General features: G+C 64.1%; 20 protein-coding genes and 1 riboswitch. Of the genes, 9 read left to right on the top strand and 11 right to left on the bottom strand.

Annotated elements, in window-relative coordinates:
• Nucleotides 1–3: 3 nt before the first annotated feature.
• Nucleotides 4–600, bottom strand: a complete 597-nt coding sequence (locus DY201_RS07595; protein ID WP_245431921.1) for a hypothetical protein — start codon at nucleotides 598–600, stop codon at nucleotides 4–6.
• 310 nt (nucleotides 601–910) lie between these two features.
• On the opposite strand from DY201_RS07595, the gene ftsE reads away from it, so the two are divergent.
• The 4 genes from ftsE (at nucleotide 911) to DY201_RS07575 (ending at nucleotide 4,278) form a co-directional block, all read left to right on the top strand.
• The gene (ftsE, locus tag DY201_RS07590) at nucleotides 911–1,570 is read left to right on the top strand and encodes a cell division ATP-binding protein FtsE (RefSeq protein WP_067957659.1); all 660 of its coding nucleotides are present in this window, start codon (nucleotides 911–913) and stop codon (nucleotides 1,568–1,570) included.
• On the top strand, nucleotides 1,563–2,579 hold the full coding sequence (locus tag DY201_RS07585; protein ID WP_115730677.1) for a cell division protein FtsX: 1,017 nt from the start codon (nucleotides 1,563–1,565) through the stop codon (nucleotides 2,577–2,579). Before ftsE ends, DY201_RS07585 begins: the two co-directional genes overlap by 8 nt.
• Nucleotides 2,580–2,743: 164 nt before the next feature.
• On the top strand, nucleotides 2,744–3,370 hold the full coding sequence (locus DY201_RS07580) for a YdcF family protein (protein WP_425358716.1): 627 nt from the start codon (nucleotides 2,744–2,746) through the stop codon (nucleotides 3,368–3,370).
• Between the two features lie 119 nt (nucleotides 3,371–3,489).
• Nucleotides 3,490–4,278 carry a lysophospholipid acyltransferase family protein gene (locus tag DY201_RS07575; protein ID WP_115730675.1) on the top strand — a complete coding sequence of 263 codons (789 nt, stop codon included), beginning with the start codon at nucleotides 3,490–3,492 and terminating at the stop codon, nucleotides 4,276–4,278.
• Nucleotides 4,279–4,289: 11 nt separating this feature from the next.
• Here DY201_RS07575 and DY201_RS07570 read toward each other — a convergent pair whose 3' ends face one another.
• Nucleotides 4,290–5,345 (bottom strand): bifunctional transcriptional activator/DNA repair enzyme AdaA, encoded by a 1,056-nt coding sequence (locus DY201_RS07570; RefSeq protein ID WP_115730674.1) that lies wholly within the window; start codon nucleotides 5,343–5,345, stop codon nucleotides 4,290–4,292.
• Between the two features lie 69 nt (nucleotides 5,346–5,414).
• Nucleotides 5,415–5,939 carry a gamma-glutamylcyclotransferase gene (locus tag DY201_RS07565; protein WP_115730673.1) on the bottom strand — a complete coding sequence of 175 codons (525 nt, stop codon included), beginning with the start codon at nucleotides 5,937–5,939 and terminating at the stop codon, nucleotides 5,415–5,417.
• A gap of 56 nt (nucleotides 5,940–5,995) precedes the next feature.
• Between DY201_RS07565 and DY201_RS07560 the strand changes: the two genes are divergently transcribed.
• Complete coding sequence (locus DY201_RS07560) at nucleotides 5,996–6,994, top strand: DUF2125 domain-containing protein (protein ID WP_115730672.1); 999 nt, start codon at nucleotides 5,996–5,998, stop codon at nucleotides 6,992–6,994.
• A gap of 45 nt (nucleotides 6,995–7,039) precedes the next feature.
• Here the strand turns inward: DY201_RS07560 and DY201_RS07555 are convergent, their stop codons facing one another.
• Nucleotides 7,040–7,975 (bottom strand): prephenate/arogenate dehydrogenase family protein, encoded by a 936-nt coding sequence (locus DY201_RS07555; RefSeq protein ID WP_115730671.1) that lies wholly within the window; start codon nucleotides 7,973–7,975, stop codon nucleotides 7,040–7,042.
• 3 nt (nucleotides 7,976–7,978) lie between these two features.
• Nucleotides 7,979–9,091, bottom strand: coding sequence for a histidinol-phosphate transaminase (gene hisC, locus DY201_RS07550; protein ID WP_115730670.1), 1,113 nt, complete (start codon nucleotides 9,089–9,091; stop codon nucleotides 7,979–7,981).
• 153 nt (nucleotides 9,092–9,244) lie between these two features.
• Nucleotides 9,245–9,322, top strand: a riboswitch (SAM riboswitch).
• 53 nt (nucleotides 9,323–9,375) lie between these two features.
• On the opposite strand from hisC, the gene metA reads away from it, so the two are divergent.
• Nucleotides 9,376–10,299: a homoserine O-acetyltransferase MetA gene (gene metA, locus DY201_RS07545; RefSeq protein ID WP_115730669.1), complete on the top strand. Its 924-nt coding sequence runs from the start codon at nucleotides 9,376–9,378 to the stop codon at nucleotides 10,297–10,299.
• 91 nt (nucleotides 10,300–10,390) lie between these two features.
• On the opposite strand, the gene DY201_RS07540 is transcribed toward metA, so the two are convergent.
• Nucleotides 10,391–11,248, bottom strand: coding sequence for a LysR family transcriptional regulator (locus DY201_RS07540; protein WP_115733655.1), 858 nt, complete (start codon nucleotides 11,246–11,248; stop codon nucleotides 10,391–10,393).
• Between the two features lie 136 nt (nucleotides 11,249–11,384).
• Here DY201_RS07540 and DY201_RS07535 point away from each other — a divergent pair, with 136 nt between their 5' ends.
• Nucleotides 11,385–12,938: an MFS transporter gene (locus tag DY201_RS07535; RefSeq protein WP_115730668.1), complete on the top strand. Its 1,554-nt coding sequence runs from the start codon at nucleotides 11,385–11,387 to the stop codon at nucleotides 12,936–12,938.
• 44 nt (nucleotides 12,939–12,982) lie between these two features.
• Here the strand turns inward: DY201_RS07535 and DY201_RS07530 are convergent, their stop codons facing one another.
• The 5 genes from DY201_RS07530 to DY201_RS07510 form a co-directional block, all read right to left on the bottom strand.
• Nucleotides 12,983–14,788: an ABC transporter ATP-binding protein/permease gene (locus DY201_RS07530; protein WP_115733654.1), complete on the bottom strand. Its 1,806-nt coding sequence runs from the start codon at nucleotides 14,786–14,788 to the stop codon at nucleotides 12,983–12,985.
• Between the two features lie 130 nt (nucleotides 14,789–14,918).
• Entirely contained in the window at nucleotides 14,919–15,806 is an 888-nt protein-coding gene (locus tag DY201_RS07525; RefSeq protein WP_115730667.1) for a lipid kinase, read from the bottom strand.
• A 153-nt stretch (nucleotides 15,807–15,959) separates the two neighbouring features.
• Nucleotides 15,960–17,381 (bottom strand): pyridoxal phosphate-dependent decarboxylase family protein, encoded by a 1,422-nt coding sequence (locus DY201_RS07520; RefSeq protein ID WP_115733653.1) that lies wholly within the window; start codon nucleotides 17,379–17,381, stop codon nucleotides 15,960–15,962.
• Between the two features lie 98 nt (nucleotides 17,382–17,479).
• On the bottom strand, nucleotides 17,480–18,283 hold the full coding sequence (locus DY201_RS07515; RefSeq protein WP_115730666.1) for a DUF1194 domain-containing protein: 804 nt from the start codon (nucleotides 18,281–18,283) through the stop codon (nucleotides 17,480–17,482).
• 88 nt (nucleotides 18,284–18,371) lie between these two features.
• Complete coding sequence (locus DY201_RS07510; protein ID WP_115733652.1) at nucleotides 18,372–19,142, bottom strand: class I SAM-dependent methyltransferase; 771 nt, start codon at nucleotides 19,140–19,142, stop codon at nucleotides 18,372–18,374.
• Between the two features lie 106 nt (nucleotides 19,143–19,248).
• Between DY201_RS07510 and gloB the strand changes: the two genes are divergently transcribed.
• Together gloB and DY201_RS07500 are read left to right on the top strand one after the other, a co-directional pair.
• Nucleotides 19,249–20,016, top strand: a complete 768-nt coding sequence (gloB, locus tag DY201_RS07505; RefSeq protein WP_115730665.1) for a hydroxyacylglutathione hydrolase — start codon at nucleotides 19,249–19,251, stop codon at nucleotides 20,014–20,016.
• A gap of 115 nt (nucleotides 20,017–20,131) precedes the next feature.
• Complete coding sequence (locus DY201_RS07500) at nucleotides 20,132–20,587, top strand: DUF6678 family protein (RefSeq protein WP_131922320.1); 456 nt, start codon at nucleotides 20,132–20,134, stop codon at nucleotides 20,585–20,587.
• The last annotated feature ends 1 nt before the right edge of the window (nucleotide 20,588 follow it).

Genomic DNA, 20,588 nt, shown 5'->3' with positions numbered 1-20,588 from the left:
ATCCTATTCCGAGAAAGCGACCGTAACGGTCTTTACCCCGTTCATAGGCACGTCGAGCCGGCTCGAAAAGTCCCATCTTGCGCCGGCCGCTACCGGAACGGTACCTGTCCCCAGCCTGTAACGCAGGACTTTGCCGTCATCACCGGTGACGGCAATGACGATCGGCGGCAGCGATGCCGGGCTGATTCCATCGTTGAAGGCAGCGCCATCGACGAGCAGCAGCGGCTTGCGACCGGAGCTGTCGATGCGCGAAACGACATCGGCCAAGCGCAGGCTGGACGCCTGCCATGACAACGGAAAGGCCGATGCATGCAGCATCTGGTGCCCGCCAGCCACCCAAAACGCCATTGCCGCCAATGAGATACCGGACAGCCAGAAGATCGGCCCACCGCGCGTGGGCCCAGCGTCCCGCCGAGAATGCGTTGGCCGCAGCATCTCCATTCCGCCGGTACTGGCTGGCTGGCTGACAAAGACGGGTTGGACGGTGGATGATTCGTTTCGGCGATCGGCATGCGCCACGACCTCGAAATCGGCGTCGATGATGTCTGAGGCAGGCGCGCGCTGGGGCTGGGCGGAAGTGTCGCGGCCGTCATCGGTCATGATTTCGCCGGAAACCGGGCGTGCTTTCCGCTGCTCAGCCATCAGACCCCTTAGACATTCTACTGAGAGGGGGTAAACGGAAATGGTTAATGCTTCGCCACCGAGGCGCCCCAGCGCCCCATTCCGGACGGAAAATTAACCGTCCGTTAACCATGCGGACCCATGGTCGTTTCGTAGAAACGGGCAGCCAGGGTCCCGATGAATCTCCGTGGATTCGCAAGTTCCCAGGGCTTCGCAAGTCCCCGGGGCTTTGCAAGTCTCCAGGGTTTCGTAAGTTCCCAATGTTTCGCAAGTTCAAGGTCTGCAGCACGTGATCCGCTTCGAGAATGTCGGCCTCAGATACGGGATGGGACCGGAGATCCTGCGTGACATCTCCTTCCACATCCCCGAGCGCTCGTTCCAGTTCCTGAGCGGGCCTTCGGGCGCGGGCAAGACCACCCTGCTGCGGCTCCTGTTCCTGTCGCTCAAGCCGACGCGCGGCCTGATCAGCGTCTTCGGCAAGGACCGCTCGCGCATCTCGCGCACCGAGCTGCCGCTGATGCGCCGGCGCATCGGCGTGGTGTTTCAGGATTTCCGCCTGCTCGACCACATGACCACCTATGAGAACGTGGCGCTGCCGTTGCGCGTGCGCGGCCGCGAGGAAGCGAGCTACCGCACAGACGTCACCGAACTGCTCAAATGGGTCGGCCTCGGCGAGCGCATGCATGTGCTGCCGCCGGTGCTTTCGGGCGGCGAGAAGCAGCGCGCCGCGATCGCCCGCGCGCTGATCGAGCAGCCCGAGATCCTGCTAGCCGACGAGCCGACCGGCAATGTCGACCCACCGCTGGCGCGGCGCCTGCTCAGGCTGTTCATCGAACTCAACCGGCTTGGCACCGCGGTGGTGATCGCCACCCACGATCTCGGCCTGATGGACCAGGTCGACGCCCGGCGCATGATCCTCGCCGGCGGAAGGCTCGACATCTATGACTGAGGTCCAAGCCGACAGCCGCTTCCACGACGAGGAGTTCGAAGACGAATTCGAGGATGCGCCGCTGCAGCAGCAGCCGGCGCCGCGAATGCAGCGCAAGACCGCACCGATCGTGCCGTCGCAGAACATCGCCGGCCGCGCGCTGGTGCTGGTCATCGCCATCATGACCTTCCTGTCGTGCCTGACGCTGGGAGCGGTGACACTTGTGCGCGACACCGCCTCGGTATGGGAAAACCAGATAGCACGCGAAGCGACGATCCAGATCAAGCCGGCCGAAGGGCTCGACATGGAAGCCGCGCTCGAGACTGCTGCCCGCATTGCCAGCGAGTTCGCCGGCGTCAGCGGCACCAAGATCGTCGACCGGGCGGCCACCGCGCGCCTGCTCGAACCCTGGCTCGGCTCGGGGCTGAACATCGACGAACTGCCGGTGCCGCGGTTGGTGATCGTCACCATCGACCAGAGCAGCCCGCCCGATTTCGGTGCGATGCGCCAGGCGATCACGCCCAAGGTACCGACCGCAACGCTCGACGATCACCGCACCTGGGTCGACCGGCTGGTGGCGATGGCGCGCACGACCGTCACCATCGGCACCGGCGTGCTGGTGCTGATGCTGGCAGCGACGATCCTGTCGGTGGTGTTTGCGACGCGCGGCGCCATGGCCGGCAACGGCCACATCATCGAGGTGCTGCATTTCGTCGGCGCCGAGGCCAATTTCATCGCCAGCGAATTCCGTCGCCATTTCCTGCTCACCGGCATGAAGGGCGCTGCCGCCGGTGGCGTTGCCGCGGTGGTGGTCTTCATCATCTTTTCGTGGTGGTCGTCGCTCAATCTTGCGACCCCCGAAGCAGACCAGGCAACAGCACTGTTCGGCAATTTCGCCATCGGCGTGAACGGCTATCTCGGCGTCGCCGTGATCGTTGCGGTCATCGGTGCGCTGACGGCTGCGACATCGCATTTCACCGTCGTCAGCTATCTTGGCGACATCGACGTGCAGCATCCGGAGAGGATGTGATCACCGATGATGTCAATTTGTTGCAGAATGTGCTTAGATAGGCGCTGCAAAAGCCTCATTCCCTGCGTAACCATGGTTTCGTGATGGGTCAGAACGCGCTCGCCGCATCGGGGACGGTTTCGGAAAGAAAATTCTACCCGGCTGGGCTCAAGCCGCGCCGGAGAATGATTTTTTTGCGCCGCATACTGTTCATCCTGGTCGCCGCTGCCGTCATCTTCACCGGCGGCTTCGCGCTGTTTGCGACCCATGTCAGCAGCCTGACCACACCTGCCAACCCCGCCAAGGCCGACGCCATCATCGTTTTGACCGGCGGCCAATCGCGGCTGGACGCGGCGCTCGACCTGCTCAAGGCCGGAAAGGGCGAACGCCTGCTGATCAGCGGCGTCCACCCCGCGGCGACGCGCCGGCAACTGCAGCTGGCGACGCGCAGCGACAAGTCGCTGTTCAACCGGGTCGACATCGACCGCGCCGCGCTCGACACCATCGGCAATGCCGAGGAAAGCGCCAAATGGGTTGAAAGCCACGACTATGCCCGCGTCATCCTCGTCACCAACAATTACCACATGCCGCGCAGCATGCTGGAAATGGGCCGCCTGCTGCGCAAGGCCAGCCTGGAGCCCTACCCGGTCGTCAACTCCAAGCTTGGCGAAGGTCGCTGGCTGACCAAGCCCGAGGCGTTCCGCGTACTGTTCACCGAGTACAACAAGTACCTGCTGGCGCTGGCACGCGGCATCGTGCCGGTCAAGCCGACCTCGGACGGCATGGTCGTGGTCCAGGCCGCCGCCGAATAACTTTCCGGCACAAAAGCCGGCCCGCGCAAAAACCGATTGTGCGCGAAGCGGCGTTTTCCTTTTCGGCCGGCTTGGTGTAACCAACGGCGAAATCCCCGTCCTTCAGGCGCTCCTCACCAATGCTCCATATCCGCTCGCTGGCGTTCAACTTCGTCTTTTATGTCAGCCTGATCGTCCAGATGATCGTCTGGACGCCCTACTACTTCCTGTCGCCACGCCACCGCGCCTGGCTGGTGCCCAAATTCTGGGCGCGTTCGAGCCTGTGGCTTCAGGAGAAGATCGCGGGAACGAAAAGCGAGGTAACGGGGCTTGAGAACCTGCCTGCGGGTTCGTTCATCCTGGCGCCAAAGCACCAGTCCTTCTGGGATGCCATCGCCTTTTTCCCCTATCTGCGCGACCCGCTCTACATCCTCAAGCGCGAGCTGATGTGGATCCCGTTCTTCGGCTGGTACATCGCCAAGATGAAGATGATCCCGGTCAATCGCGGCAAGCGCTCGGCAGCACTGAAGGCGGTGGTGGTGGCAACCCGCCGGGAAATGCAGAATGATCGCCAGTTGATCATCTACCCCGAAGGCACCCGCCGCGCCCCCGGCGACGAGCCGGCCTACAAATGGGGCATCGCCGAGCTCTATGCGGCGCTCAACATGCCCGTGGTCCCGGTCGCCCATGTCGCCGGCCTGTACTGGCCCCGCCGCAAGTTCCTGCGCTTCCCCGGCACAATCAAGGCACGTTTCCTGAAGCCGATCCCTGCGGGCCTCACGCGCGAGGAATTCATGCAGCGCCTGATTTCAGAGACGGAGGCCGCCTGCGACGAATTCCTGATCGAAGCAGCAACCTCGAAAAATCCACCGCCGATGCCGCCGACGGCGGTGAAGCGGTTGAAGGAACTGGGTATCGAGGTCGGCTAGCTACCGGCTGGCTAACCAGCAGTCATGCGCCGCTCGTGTTCGAGCAGCCAGCGCTTGCGCCAGAGGCCGCCGCCATAACCTGTCAGATCACCGCTGGCGCCGACGACCCTGTGGCACGGAATGACGATGGCGATCGGGTTGGCGCCGTTGGCGCGGCCGACCGCACGTACGGCTGCGGGATTGCCGATCTCGGCGGCAAGACCGGAATAGGTCACCGAGACACCTGCCGGAACGCGGCGCAGGCCATCCCAGACCTGACGCTCGAAGGACGTGCCCTGCGGCGCAAGCCGAGTGGCGAACTCTGCAGATGTGCCCGCGAAATAGGCGGAGAGTTCCGCCTCGATCTGGTCGATCGGTGCCGCCCTGCCGAAGGCTATTGCCGAACCGGTGACCGCCTGCAGCTTGCGCACCTCTGTCGCCAGCGCCTTGCGCTCGAGGAATTCGAGAATGTGCAGGGCGTGTTGGTCGGCGATGGCGATCATCGGGCCGATGGGCGTCTCGATCCAGTCGGCCTTGAGCATGGTCTTGCCGCGCAGCTTGGCCGGCGCCTCGCCAAGCAGCCGGGTGACAGCCGCGCGAAATCCGCTGCCGGAATCGAAACCCGCCTCGACCTGCGCGCCGACGACGCTGTCACCTGACATCAGCCGTTCCGCCGCCTGCCCCAACCGGCGCAGCCGCGCCATTTCGAGAAAGCTCATGCCGAAACGACGCTTGAAGGCGCGGCGCACTGTCGAGGCATCGAGGCCCATGGCAACGATGTCGGCTTCCAGCCAGCGCCGCTCCGGCTCGCGTTCGAGTGCTTCGACCAGCGTTGCGACCAATGGCTCCGCTTCGCCCGAGCCCATCATCGGCCGGCAGCGCAGGCAAGGCCTGAAGCCGGCATGCAGGCATTCGGCCGTGGTGTCGAAAAACTGCACGTTCTCGCGTCTGGGCTTGCGGGCGGAACAGGTCAACCGGCAGAAGACGCCGGTCGTCCGCACGCCGACATAGGCAAAGCCGTCATAGCCTGCATCACGGGCAATCAATGCATCGTAGAGCGTGTCGTCATCGGGGCGTTGGAACAGCATGGTTGATCCTTAGCGCGTCTCCGCCGGGCGCGCCGCCGAAAATCGGGCGTCGATTTTGCCCTCCTGACATCAGGCCTGTTTGCCGATGAGCCGCGCCACTTCTTCGAGCCAGTGGTCGCGAATGCCGAGCGCCTTGAGATGCTCGACGGTGCTGACCACATAGTCTTCGTTGCGGCCCGACTGACCGACGGCGCCACCGACGATTTCGGCGGCGTGGGCCGCGTCGAGATTGCCGGCATACTGGTGGTGCTTGCGGTCGGCGATGTAGCAGACCGCCTCGACCTTTTCGCCCTGGTCGAGCTCTATTGCCAGTTGGCGTTCGAGATAGACGCTGGTGACCAGTTCACGCTCACGCAGATAGGCTAGCACCTCGTCCCTGAGATCGCCCGGCACGCGGAAGGCGAGGCCGACGCAGGAGCCGCCGCGGTCGAGGCCGAGCACCAGGCCGGGGCGCTGCTCGGTGCCGCGATGGACCCAGGAACGGATGCAGAGCGAGCGGCGAAAGCCCATCAGCCGGGCACGGCGCGTCTCGATATGCGCGAAACCTGGCCGCCACATCAGCGAACCGTAGCCAAAAACCCAAAAATCGCCCATATCGCCAGCCTGTTGGTGATCGCGGTGAACAGAACCGCGTTAGCGAGAGCCCAAGCATGCCGTCAAGTCAGGAACCAAGACCGAATTCCAGCCGCCGCTTCATGTGGCTCGGGCTTTTCATCGTGCTTCTGTTCGGTGGCTATAGCGCCGGATGGTTCTGGTTCGCCGGAAAGGCCGAAAGCGAGGTGCGCAAGGCGATCGCCGGCGTCAACCGCGATGGCGTGTCGCTCGAATGCGCCAACCCCGAGATCAAGGGCTTTCCATTCCGCATCGGGCTATTCTGCGACCGGCTGGACTATGAGGATTCCGGCCGCAGGATTTCGGCGAGCGCCGGCAGTTTCCGCACCGCCGCCCAGGTCTACCAGCCGATGCACTCGGTGCTGGAGATTGACGGCCCGCTCAGGATCAACGCGCCCGACCTGCCGCAACTGCAGTTCGATTGGGACCTGCTGCACGCCAGCACCCGCATCGCCAAACCCCTTCCCGAACGGATTTCGGTCGAAACGCGCAAGCTGTCCGGCCAGGCGGCGTTCATCGACGGCGTTGCAAAGCCGCTGTTCACCGCCGAGCAGACGCAGACGCATCTGCGCCCGAATGGCGCCAACATCGATCTTGCCGGCACCTTCACCGGTCTCCAGATCGACCCGCAGGCAATAGGTGGCCGCACGCTGCCCAAGCTCGACGGCAGCGCCGACACCTCGCTGAACAATGGTGTCGCGCTTGTGGAGAGCAGGCAGCCGGTGCTGCGCGGCCAGTCGGGCAGCATTCGCTCGCTGACGCTGACGACGGGCGGTACGACCGGCGTCGCACTCAGCGGCCCATGGTCGGTCGGCGACGATGGGCTGATCGATGCGGATCTCAAGGTGACGATCCAGAACCCGCGCGAGCTCTCGCGCATCCTGTCTCAGGTCATCCCCGAGCAGAGCAAACAGTTCGAGACCGCGTTCACCGGCCTCGCGCTGCTCGGCAACGCCCCGACCCTGCCGCTGAAGATCGTCAAGGGCAAGGCGATGCTGGGCTTCATTCCGCTCGGCATGGTGCCGGCGGTTGATTAAGGCAGTAGGGGATTAGGGAGTAAGGGAGGGCGATCCCCTATTCCCCTACCCCTTAACCGGATGCTCGATCGCCTCGCGGCCGAAGTTCGGCACGTCGACTTCCTGGCCGGCGTCGATGATCGAGCGGCGGATGGCGCGGGTGCGGGTGAACATCTCGAACAGCTTGTCGCCGTCGCCCCAGCGGATCGCCCGCTGCAGCGAAGCCAGGTCTTCGGAGAACCGCGCCAGCATTTCGAGGATCGCATCCTTGTTGTGCAGGCAGACGTCGCGCCACATCGTCGGATCGGAAGCCGCCAGACGGGTGAAGTCGCGGAAACCCGAGGCCGAGTACTTGATGACTTCCGACTTGGTCACCGACTCCAGATCGTCGGCGGTGCCGACGATGTTGTAGGCGATGATGTGCGGCAGGTGCGAGACGATGGCGAGCGTCATGTCGTGATGCTCAGGGTCCATCGTGTCGATGTTGGAGCCGCAGCGGCGCCAGAACTCCGACAGCTTGTCCAGCGCCACCGGATCGGTATCGGGCAGCGGTGTGAAGATGCACCAGCGGTTCTCGAACAGCTCGGCGAAACCCGCATCCGGACCCGACTTCTCGGTACCGGCCAGCGGGTGGCCGGGGATGAAGTGCACGCCCGCCGGGACGTGCGGGGCCATCTGCGCGATGACGGAGGCCTTTGTGGAGCCGACGTCGGTGAGGATGGCGCCCGGCTTCAGCGCTGAAGCGATGTCGACAGCCACCGCTTCCGAGGAGCCGACCGGCACCGAGACGATGACGAGGTCGGCATCCTTCACCACCACCTTGGCATCTGTCGAGTAGCTGTCGCCGAGGCCGAGTTCCTCGGTACGGGCGAGCGTAGCTGCGCTGCGGGTGGAGATGGCGATGTGATGGGCAAGCCCTTCACGGCGGATGACACGGGCCAGCGACGAGCCGATCAGGCCGATGCCGACGAGGGCGATCTTTTCAAAGAGAGGTTGGGACATTGGTCAACTTTTCAGGAATTCGGTGAGGGCGGCAACGACGCCGCGATTGGCTTCTTCGGTGCCGATGGTCATGCGCAGCGCGTTGGGGAAACCGTAGCCGGTGACCCTGCGCAGGATATAGCCGCGCGCCGTGAGATAGTCGTCGGCAGCAGCAGCCGAGTGCTTGCCGTCATCGGGGAAGTGCACCAGCAGGAAATTGCCGACCGAAGGCGTGACGCGCAGGCCAAGCTTTTCGAACTCGGCAACCAGCCATTCCGCCCACTTGGCATTGTGCGCCACAGTGCGCTCGACATGGCCACGGTCTTCCATCGCCGCGACGCCGGCTTCGATTGCCGCCGCATTGACGTTGAAGGGACCGCGCATGCGCTCCAGCACGTCGATGATGTGCGCCGGCGCATAGATCCAGCCTATGCGCATTCCGCCGAGGCCGTGGATCTTGGAGAAGGTGCGCGTCATGACGACGTTTTCGTTGGCCGCGACCAGTTCGACGCCCGACTCGTAGTCGTTGCGGCGGACATATTCGGCATAGGCGGCATCGAGGACGAGCAGCACGTTCTTGGGCAGCGCGGCATGCAGGCGGCGCACCTCCTCGAACGGCAGGTAGGTGCCGGTCGGGTTGTTCGGGTTGGCGAGGAAGACGATCCTGGTCTTCGGCGTCACCGCCGCGATGATGTTGTCGACGCTGGCCTTCTCGGCATCCTCCCTGGCAACGACGGGCGTGGCACCGGCAGCCTGGGTATAGATCTTGTAGACCATGAAACCGTGCTCGGTGTAGACGGCCTCGTCACCCGGCGAGAGATAGCTCTGGGACAGCAGGCCCAGCACTTCGTCGGAGCCGTTTGTGCACAGGATGTTGGCAGGGTTGAGCCCATGGGTCGCTGCGATCGCCTGCCTCAGGCGTGACGCCGATCCGTCGGGATAATACTCCATCTTATGCGAAAGCCTCTGGACGGCCTCGACCGCATGGGGCGAGGCGCCGAGCGGATTTTCGTTCGACGACAGCTTATGGACCTTGGCGACGCCTGCCGGAGCGGAGCTCTTGCCGGGGACATAGGCTGCGATGTCCATGATGCCGGCGCGGGGTTCGGGGCGAATCTGCTCGGGTGCCTTGGTCATTTCGAAATATCCTGGATTGGCGCCTCCGGCCGGAGGCCGCAGCGGAAATACCGCCCGGTGCACGCAATGTCGAGGAAAACCGGCGGAACCGGGCGGTCTGGCCGGACGAATGGGTCGCGGTTGACGCAATCGGCGCCCGGGCGTAATAGCAGGGCATAGACCCGTGGTGATTTGGCCGGTCGGCTTGCAGCCACGTTAAACAAGTCGCTAAAGGGCCGTTTGCGATCCGTAAACCGGCTTTGCGACAGCAATGCCGGTTTTTTTGTTTTTTTGGAGTTCGCACAGTGCCGATCAAGATCCCGGATCAACTCCCCGCCCGCGAAGTGCTGGTCAAAGAGGGCGTGTCCGTCATGGACGAGCAAACCGCCTTGCGCCAGGACATCCGTCCGCTGCAGATCGGCCTGCTCAACCTGATGCCCAACAAGGTCAGGACGGAAACCCAGATCGCACGCCTGATCGGCGCGAGCCCGCTTCAGGTGGAGCTGACCCTGGTGCGTATCGGCACCCACAAGGCCAAGAATACGTCTGAGGATCACCTCATCGCCTTCTACCAGACCTGGGAAGAGGTGAAGGACCGCAAGTTCGACGGCTTCATCATCACCGGCGCGCCGGTCGAGCTTCTGCCCTTCGAAGACGTCACCTACTGGGACGAACTCAAGCAGATCATGGACTGGACGATGACCAACGTGCACTCGCCGTTCTTCATCTGCTGGGGCGCGATGGCCGCCGCCTGGCATTTCCACCGCGTGCCCAAGCACACGCTGGAACAAAAGGCGTTCGGCGTCTACCGCCACAACAACAACGCGCCGGCCTCGCCTTACCTCGCCGGCTTCTCGGACGATTTCGCCATTCCGGTGTCGCGCTGGACCGAGGTCCGCGCCGCAGACATTCCCGAGGGCTCCGGCCTTGAACTGCTGATGGAATCGGAAGAAACCGGCCCGAGCCTGCTGGCCGAAGAAGCCGGCAACCGGCTCTACATGTTCAACCACATCGAGTATGACTCGACCTCGCTCAAGGAAGAATATGACCGCGACGTGGCCGCCGGCGTGACCATTGCCGTGCCGCATGAATATTACCCCGACGACGACCCGCAGCGTAAGCCGCTGAACCGCTGGCGCTCGCATGCCCATCTGCTGTTCGGCAACTGGATCAACCGGGTCTACCAGACCACCGAGTACGATCTGGAAACAATCGGCAAGGGTCGCTAGCCGATCAATTCATGGCCGCGTCCGGAACCTGGCCGCGGTCCTTCATCATTCCGGTGGCTGTGAACGTCTTCATACGCGAACACCTTGACTGCTATTGCCCCGACGCGCGGTGCTCGCGGAAGGCGCAGGCGAGGATGCGCAGCGCTTCGCGCGAGCGCCGGTCGGTCAGCGTCGAATGCAGCACGATTTCCGACGACGGCACCTCGGGCAGGCCGAACTTGCGGCTGACCTCGACCGTGCCGGGCGGCGCCAGCCGGCTCGAAAACACCGCCGTCGCAAGACCGGCTGAAACAGCCGCCGTCACCACCGACGAGCCGCCGCCGAGGAACACCTCGACCCAGGCGATGCCGGCATCGTCGAGCGTGCGCGTGGCGAGATCGCGCACGCCGCAGGCCCGCGACAGCGCAGCCAGTCGTATCGGCTCGCCCTCGCGGTGATGGAAGTCGGGCGTTGCGAACCAGCCAAAATGCTCCGGCCCCAGCACCTCGCCATCACGGCGATCATCCTCGCGCCTGACGATCGCCGCATCTAGCTTGCCGCGATCGAAGGCGTCGAGCAGATTGCTCGAATTGTCGACCTGGACCTCGATGGTCAGTGCTGGATCGTGCTGGTTGAGCCGCGCCAGCAAGGTTGTCACCTCTGGACCGGCGACATGCCCGGCGATGCCGAGCGCAAAGCGGCGCTTGCCGCAGGACAGGCCGGCGACCGCATTGTCATGCGCAACCAGAAAAGCCCGTGCCGAATCGATGAACAGCGCGCCCTCGGCCGACAGCCGTACGCGCCGCGGCGTGCGCTCGATCAGCTTGCGGCCGACACGCTCCTCCAGCCGCTTGAGCTTGACGGAGACGGCGGCCTGCGTCGAGCCCATCGCGTCGGCGGCCCGGGTGAAACTCTGCAGCTCGGCCACCATGACGAAGTTGCGTACCGCTTCCGGGTCAAGCCACAGCATCGCGTCCATTCCGTTTTGTTATCACTGAAATAGAAATACATACCATTTCGATATGATCAAGCTTCACCTATGTCGATGACTCAAAGCAACAGTGCGGCAAGGCGCCCGAGCCAGTGCCGTCAGCCAGAGGTATGGGATGAAGCTGATCAGTAGAGATAATCTGGCGCTGGGGGCGATCTGCCTGTCGGCGCTGATGTTCGGCCTCGAGATCTCGAGCGTGCCGGTGATCCTGCCGACGCTCGAACATGTGCTGCAGGCCGACTTCCAGGACATGCAGTGGATCATGAACGCCTACACCATTGCCTGCACGACGGTGCTGATGGCTACGGGGACGCTGGCCGACCGCTATGGCCGCAAGCTGGTCTTCGCCATCACCGTTGCAGCCTTTGGCCTGACATCGCTGATGTGTGGCCTCGCCCCCAACACCACCGTGCTGATCATCAGCCGGTTCCTGCAAGGCATGGCCGGCGGCGCCATGTTCATCTGCTCGATCGCCATTCTCTCGCACCAGTTCCAGGACGCCAGGGCACGCAGCAGCGCCTTCGCCATCTGGGGCGTCATATCGGGCATCGGTCTGGGCTTCGGGCCGCTCATCGGCGGCCTGATCGTCGCCCTGACTACGTGGCAATGGGTGTTCCTGGTCCATGCACCGCTGGCCGTGCTGTGCCTTGTTATGGCCTATGCCAGCGTCACCGAATCGCGCGATCCGCAGGCCAGGAAGCTGGACGTCGCCGGCATCGTCGTCCTGAGTGCATCGGTCTTCGGCCTGACCTACTACATCACAGGAGGCAACGATCTCGGTCTGCTTAGCCCGACCGCACTTGCCATCGCAGCGGCAACCATCGCCGGCCTGATCGCCTTCATCGCTGTTGAGCGCCTGCACCCGCATCCGATGTTCGACTTCTCGGTATTCAGGATCCGCGACTTCTCCGGCGCCATCATCGGCTGCGTCGGCATGAATTTCAGCTACTGGCCGCTGATGATCTACCTGCCGATCTATTTCACCATTGGCCTCGGTTATGACAGCGCAACGACCGGGCTGGCACTGCTCGCCTACACCGTGCCCTTCCTGGTGATGTCGCCTGTCGCGCAGTTCCTTTTGCTGCGCACCAGCGCCCGAACCATCATCCCGCTTGGCCTGTTCACCATCGGCCTTGGCTTCATGGTGATGTGGTTCGGCAGCGGCCTCGAGCAGGCCGCTGGAGCCACTGTGCTGGCTGGCGCCCTGATTTCGGGCATCGGCCTTGGCCTGACGACGACGCCAGCCACCAATATGACCACAGGCTCGGTGCCAGCCAGCCGTGCCGGCATGGCCTCGGGCATCGACGCCAGCGCCAGGCTGATCGCACTGGCCGTCAACATCGCGGTGATGGGCCTGGTGCTTGTCGAAGGCATTCTCCACACGCTGCGAAACGCACTGCCGCAGGCCCCGGATACGGCCCAGTTGCGGGCCCTGGCCGAGCGCATCGCCGCCGGTGGCGCTGCTACGCCGCAGCCACTGGCCGGCCCATCGACGCTGGAGGTGCCGGCAGCATTGGCGCATGCCGCACTCGTCGACGGTTTTGGCTGGACGCTGCTTTATGGCGGCATCGGCGTCTGGATCCTGGCCGTCCTCAGCTTCATTGTCTTCGGGCCAGGCAAGGCGGTCAGCGACGCGACGCGCCCGAAGGCCCAGTCGCAGGTCATCTGACCGGTCTGGCCACGGCGCCGCATCGCTTGAGACCCGCTGCCGGCTCAGGCCGGGGCAGCAGCCTTGGCCACATCCTTGATGCGGACCGGCTTGAGCACCGGTCCGCGCTTGTCCTTGGCGAGGTGGACGGTCCGGCCGAACAGGCCGCCATTGTGACGATGCGGGCCGAAATAGACGACGCCTGTATCGGCAAGCTCGCCCTCGAACATGTCCTTGACGCGGCTGTGCGCGGCAGCGTCGAGCGTCTCGAAGGCCTCGTCGACAATCACCCAGTCGGGCTTGCGCAAGCGGAGCCGGGCGAAGGCAACCAACCTGAGCTCGTCGCTTGTCAGTTCCTCGTTCCACGGCGCGACACGGTCGAGCGAAGTTGCCAGCCGTTCAAGTCCAACGGCAGCGAGCGCTTCGGCAAAATCCTTGTCCTTGAGCACGGCCCCGCTGGCGGGATAGGCCAGCACCTCGCGCAACGTGCCCGGCGGCAGGTAGGAGATGCGCGGCAGGAAGGCGATCTGCTTGCCGGCAGGCAGTTCGATACGGCCCTTGCCCCACGGCCACAGTCCGGCCAGCGCCCGAAACAGCAGCGTCTTGCCGGCACCGGCCTCGCCGGTGACCTGCAGGCGTTCGCCCGGCCCGACCCTGACATGCGGCTCTGACAGCCTGATGCAGCCGCTCGGCGAGACCAGCTCGACATCTTCGAACGCCAGCGAGCCGTCGCTGCTTTCGCCGATGTCAATGCGCTGTTGCTCGTCATGCAGCGTATCGGTCGCCACCAGCACCTGGCGGATCACGCCGACGCGCATGAGCGTGGCGCGCCAGTCGGCGATGGCGCCGACATTGTTGATGAACCAGCGCAGCGAAGCGTGGACCTGGTTGAAGGCGCTGACCGCCATCATCAGCCCGCCGAAGCTGATATCACCGGCGAAATAAACCGGTGCCGCGACAAGGATCGGCGCGACCACGGTGAACCAGCCATAGCCGTCGGTGACCCAGCCAAGATTGATCTGGGTGGTAAAGATGCGGCGCAGCGCAGTCAGCACACCGGCGAGGTCCAACTCCAACCGGCGCTTTTCGTCAGCCTCACCGCGCGCCAATGATATGGCGTCGATGTTCTGGTTGATGCGGACCATCGAAAAGCGCAGTTCGGCCTCGCGCGAATAACGCTCGGCGTTCTGAGAAATCAGCGGCCGGCCGACGAGCCAGCTCAGCAACGAGGCCGACCCGGCATAGACGATCGCCGCCCAGACCATATAGCCAGGGATACTGAACGAGCGCTCACTGATATGGAAGACGAAGCCGGACGACAGGCTCCACAGCACGCCGACGAAGGACACCAGCAGGATCGAGGCCTGCAGCAGGCCGATGGCAAGGTCGGTGGTCAGGTCAGCGAGGTGGCCGGCATCCTGCTGCATGCGCTGGTCGGGATTGACGCCGACGGCCCCGGCATTGGCGAGGCGGAAGGCACGGCCAGGGCGCAGCCATTCGGTGATGAGGTCGAGCGTCAGCCCCTCGCGCAGCTTGAGCCGGATCATCTGGTTCAGCCATTGCTGGCCGACATTAAGCACCAGGAGGCAGCCGGCGATCGCCGCGAAGATCGTCAGCTGGTGCAGAAAGGCGTCGAGGTCGCGGTTTTCGAGCGCGTCGTAGAACGGCTTGTTCCAGCGGTTGAGCACGATCTGCCCGGCCGATGTCGCCAGGATGACGGCAAGGATCGACAGGCCGGGCCAGACGAGTGTTCGGCGCACCGGAGAGCCGGCAAGCGCCTGCCGCGCCATTCTGAGATGGTCGAAAAACCCGCCGTCGACATCTGCTGCCAGAGGCTCGCGATTGGTCTGGATGAACGATTGGCCTGGCATGCGCATCCTCCGGCTGGCCGCTTCGTGCGAATCGGCGCCGCAGAGTTTGCCATTCAACTGAAGCTGCGTATCCCCGCTTTGGCTGAACGGTCCGTGACCGAATACGCGGTCGGAAACCGTCGTGGCGGCGTCAGTCCTTGGGCACGAACACGTTCACCGATTTGGGTCGGATGCGGAAATGTGCCGGCGTCCAGGTCACCAGCTCGCCGTCGGTATTGACCGGACGCGGCTGCTTGGTGCGGATCGTCACTTCGGTCGTCTTGAAGGCGCGGACGTCGTCCCATTGGCCTTGCGTGCCCTTGCGCAGGCTGGGCAAAAGCCTGAGCAGCCGCCACCAGTGGTCGACCTCGAGGCTGTAGAGATCGAGCCAGCCGTCGTCGGCGGTCGCGGTCTCCTCGACGGTCATGCCGCCGCCATAATGGCGACCGTTGCCGACCGAGACCTGCATGGTGCGGATCTTTTCGGTGGTGTCGTCATGATCGACATAACAGGTGAACAGGCGCGAGCGCATCAACAGCCTGGCCGCGACGATGCCGTAGCCGAGCGTGCCCCACCGCTTCTTGGCGTGCTCGGTGAGCTCGCCCGCCAGTTCGGCGCTGAAGCCGATGCTGGCGACATTGAAGAACAGATGGCCGTTGACCTCGCCGAGATCGACAGTCGTCTGGTGGCCGGCGGCAATGACCTCCGCCGCCTTCACCGGGTCCGGCGCAATGCCCATCGTGCGGGCGAAATCATTGGCGGTGCCGAGCGGCAGCACGCCCAGTGTCAGGCCGGAATGGGTAAGGCCGGCAGCCGCATTGTTGAGGGTGCCGTCGCCACCACCGACGATGGCGATGTCGAAATGATCGGCGTGGCGCGAAATCAGCTCCGAGGCGTTCTCGTCCTTGCTGGTCGCCATTTCCTCGATTTCGAGGCCGGCATCGATCAGCACCTGGCGGGCGGCATCGATCGACCCGCCGCCACGGCGGGCGCGCGGATTGACGATCAGCATCGCGCGCTTGCCCTTGGACTGCTGCACGGCGCGCTTTTGGCGGATAAGGTCGGTCAGGAGGAAAATCCCTATTCTTCGAAGTGGGCCAGGCCCGCTGTCATCTAGGGATCGATCTGGCAAATTTGAAGGCGGGCAGATGAATATGCCACCGGCGGAGCCAGGCAACCGGCAATATCGACGTCAGACCTGGGACGTTTCACGCACACCGCGCCAGGCTGCAATGATGGCTTCGGCAGCGACCTTGCCGGCCGCATCATCGACAAGCCAGGAAATCACCGAAATGCGCATCACCTCGCGTCCGCGCCATTTGGCGCCGCCGGCGAAAGCAACGCCGTCTCGCTGCAGCCGGGCTATCGTTGCCCGGGTCAGTTCGTCGCCGCGCTCCGCAGGCTCGTCCGCGCCGAACCGCACCAGCACCTGGTTGAGCACGACATCGTTCAGGACGGCGATGGCGTTTTCACCGCGCAACTGCTCGGCGACCAGCCGGGCAACACGACAGTGCCGCTCGACCATCGTGGCGATGCCCTCGCGACCGAGATGGCGAATGATCGCCCAGGTGGCGAAACCACGCGCCCGCCGCGACAGTTCGGGGACAAAATGGCTGGGGTCGCGCTCACCCTCCATTGCCGGCGGCAGATAGCTCGCAGCAATGGTCATGGCCCGGCAATGCGCCTCGCTGTCGCGCACGATGGCATAGCCACAGTCATAGGGCGTCTGCAGCCATTTGTGGCCATCAGTTGCCCAGGAATCGCAAGCGTCGAGCCCTTCGGTGAAATGCCTGAACGTCGGGCAGGCACGCGCCCAGGCACCGAATGCGCCGTCGACATGGACCCAGGCACCGACCCCGTGGGCGATCGGCGCCAGCTCGGCGAACCTGTCGAAGCCGCCTGTATTGATCTGGCCGGCCTGCAGGATGACGATTGCAGGCCCACGCACTTCAGCAGCTCGGCGAGCGAAGTCGTCTGAGAGCATCTGGCCCTGGCTGTCAGTGGCGACCCGGATCAGCCGGTCGTGGCCAAGTCCAAGGAATTGCAGCGCCGAAAACACCGTAGTGTGGGCGTCGTCTCCGATCAGCACGGAAATCGGCGGCGCGCCGAACAGGCCGTTGGCTTCGACATCCCAGTCGACGCGGCGCAGCACCGCGCCGCGCGCAGCGGCAAGGCAGACGAAATTTGCTACCGTGGCACCGGTCACGAAGCCAACCGAGCTTTCGCGTGGCAGGTCGAGTAACTCCAGCAGCCAGCGCGCGGCAACCGTTTCGGCCGCCGCGGCCGAAGGCATGGCGTGGTGGTTGCCGGCGTTCTGGCCCCAGGCGCTGGTCATCCAGTCCGCGGCAACGCCGACCGGGTGAGAACCGCCAATGACCCAGCCGAAGAAGCGCGCACCGGTGGTGACGTTGAGGCCCGGTTCGGCCCGGGCCGCCAGTTCGTCGATCACGACATTGGAAGCCTCTCCGGCCTCAGGCAAGGGGCTGTCAAAGGCAGCCAAGGCGTCGATGTAGCCATGCAGCGGACGCTGAGGCCTGGATGGCAGTTCCGACCTGTAGCGGATGGCATGTTCCGCAGCCTGGCGCAGCACGCGCCCGATGTTTTCCCCCTCCATGGCCATGCTCCCAGGCACAAGAGTTGCCTAATTCGCAGAAATATTAGTGATTCAGCATATTCTCCGCATGAGCCTCCTACAACGGACCGGCAAAAATCCTAACGATCTAGCTCCGGGAAATAGGGGTCGGAGTAGATCCGCCTGTCGCGTTCGCCGGCCATGCAGTCGACCCGGGGCTCGGTGTCGATCCTTATGACAGGCAAGGCATCGGTATCGCCGCTGACTTCAAGCACCAGCTTGCGGCGGATCGCGGTGGCGAACTCCGACGCCGCCTTGATCGGCAGGACAAACGAGCCGGGGCCACCGGTGACGCATTCGGCATAGTAGCGGTCGAGCCGGGATGCCGTTCGCGACGGCCGGATCAGGATCGGCAGGCCGTTGATGACGATGCCCTGGGCCAAGGCGGCATCACGCGCGGGTATCACCGGCTTGCCGAAATTGTTCGGCCCGTCTCCCGAAATATCGATGACGCGGCGAAAACCATCGGCGTCATTGCGGTCGAACAGGCTGGCGCCATAAGTGACCGCGCCGGAGATCGAGGTTCCGCGAAAGCCGCTGAACGGCCGCGCCTCGAGCCGGGCGGCGAAGGCTGCGGCACTTTGCGGCCCGTCGATGATCTGCCACGGCACCACCGATTCCGCGCGCACCGTGCCGGCCCATTCGAAATAGGTGATGGCGACGCGGCCATGTAGGCCGGAAAGCACAGCTTCGACGAAATCGGAGTGGCGCAATGCTGCGACATAACCGGCGCGCTGAAGGGTGAATTCTTCCAGGTCCATCGACCTAGACACGTCGACCGCCAGCACCAGTTCGACGTCGACCGCAACACCCGCCACCGGCATGGCGACCGGCTTGGGCAATTCGCAGCCCAGACATGAAATGATGGCCAGCACGCCCAGCATTGGCAGGCTCTCCGGTAGGACAAGCCAGTGTCGCGGCAATGGCGGCGGAATGGAAGTGGCCGACCTTCACCCCTTCGTGAGGTGGCGCTCAGCCGCCGAGCTCGGCACCGCTGCGCCGCAGCGCCGGGAACCCGCGCGAGGCCCCGCTGGGCGACAGCACCGGCACGAAGACGCGCCGCGAGGCACGTTGGGCCAGCGGAATGCCCTGGTAGACGCGCTTTTGCGCCTCGACGACGATGGCGCCGGAAAAGATCGGCCAGAAGCGGCGTCCGGCGCGCTCGAACAGATGGTCGAACTTCATCATCCATTTGCGCCGCGACGGCGGGAAATGCAGCGCGTCCGACCACGCCGAGACGGTGAAATTGGCCTCGCGCAGCAGCTCGTTGAGCTGACCCGACGAGAACGGTCGCCCAGTGCCGAAAGGCGTGTGTTCGAAACGCGCCCACACGCCGCGCCGGTTGGGCACGACGATGACAATGCGTCCCGCCGGCGACAGCACGCGCCAGATCTCCTTCAGCGTCTCGCGCGGGCTTTCGGCATGTTCGAGCGAATGGACGAGCAAAACCCGGTCGACGGAGGAATCAACCAGCGGCAGCTCCTCGTCGAAGACAAGGGCGGTCGAGGACGGGCCGTTCGCCGGCCAGACGACGGCGCCCTGTGTAGCCGGCATGAAGGCAAAGACGCGTTCGGCATCGGAGCCGAAGCGGTCGAGCCAGGGCAGCGTATAGCCTAATCCGACAAGCCGCTCATTGGGCAGGCCGGCCCATACCGAGGACAGCGCCATCGATATCGACTGCTCGGCGAGGCGGCCAAGCGGCGTCGAGTAGAAGGAGCGAAGGTCGACGATGTCGGAATTCATGGCAGGAAGGTAGACGCCCGAACCGCCGACTTCAACGACCCCGGCCCATTTGGCGTGACAGGCTTGGCGGCGCGCCCTATCGTTCCCGGCAAAATGGAGTCCTGTCATGGCTGTCGAGATCAAGCTTTTCATGTGCCGCACCGACAATTTCGGCGCCCTGCTGCACGACCGCGAAACCGGCGAGACGGCGATCATCGATGCGCCCGAGGAAGGCCCTATCCTGGCGGCGATCGAACAGAGCGGCTGGACGCCGTCGACGATCCTGACGACGCATCACCATGCCGACCATGTCGAGGCCAATCTCGCGCTGAAACAGCGCTTCAAGCTGCGCATCGTCGGGCCCGAGGCCGAGCGCGACAAGATCCCCGGCATCGACGACACGGTCGAACAGGGCTCGGTGGTTCCCTTCGGCAATGAGACCATCGAGGTCATCGAGACTCCCGGACATACGGCCGGCCATGTCTGCTATTACCTGCCGAAATCGAAGGTTGCGTTCACCGCCGACACCCTGTTTGCGCTCGGCTGCGGCAGGTTGTTCGAGCGCCCGGCACCTGTCATGTTCGAATCGCTGAACAAGCTTGCCGCCCTGCCGCCCGAGACGGTGGTTTATTGCGGGCACGAATACACGCTGTCCAACGCCCGCTTTGCCCTGACCATCGACCCCGAAAACGCAGCCCTGCGTGCCCGCACCGAAAAGATCGAGGCGCTCCGCGCCGAGGGCAAGCCGACGCTGCCGACGACGATCGGCGAAGAGCTTGCCACCAACCCGTTCCTGCGCTGGGCCGATCCCGCCGTCCGCAAGCATCTCGGCATGGAAAAGGCGACTGATGTCGACGTCTTCACTGAGGTCCGCAGGCGCAAGGACAACTTCTGACCATGCGGGCGCAGGAGATCATCGCCACATTTAGCATCCAGCGGGTGGGATAATCAGTCACACGTCAGCCGCACGAAATGTTGCGGCCTTCCAGCATCGCTGCAATGATGGACAAATGGTAATAGCGACGCCCGATCCAGACCATGTGTATCTGCTCACCGATGCAAAGGACAAGAAACGCATCAGGGAAATCCTGACAGAGCGCGGTTTGGCTTCATACATGAACGACACGAAGTGGCGGGAACTTTGTCGGGGTATGTATCAGCTGCCTTTTCCGCCCGCATACCAGGCCAAACACGTGCATCAGGCACCTGAGACACACGAGCTTGAGTACGCACCGGCATACTTCGGCGACTGGGCAAGAACCCACGAAGCGAGCCTTGGCCTGCACATCGAGTGGATAAGGATTGCACCCCGCTACACCGAGCACAGAGGCCTGTTGGTAAGCCCGGTGATACAGGATTGCTCAAGCGAACTGATCGCACTGCTCACACGGATCCACGTTCCATTTATCGAGCAGGATAGCTTCGTGGTGGTCTATGGGCACGGCTCGGCTTCGACCCCGATCTGAC

It is taken from the genome of Aminobacter aminovorans (genome assembly GCF_900445235.1).
In the GTDB taxonomy this organism is placed as follows: Bacteria; Pseudomonadota; Alphaproteobacteria; order Rhizobiales; family Rhizobiaceae; genus Aminobacter; species Aminobacter aminovorans.
This window is presented reverse-complemented; position numbering and strand designations above follow the sequence as displayed.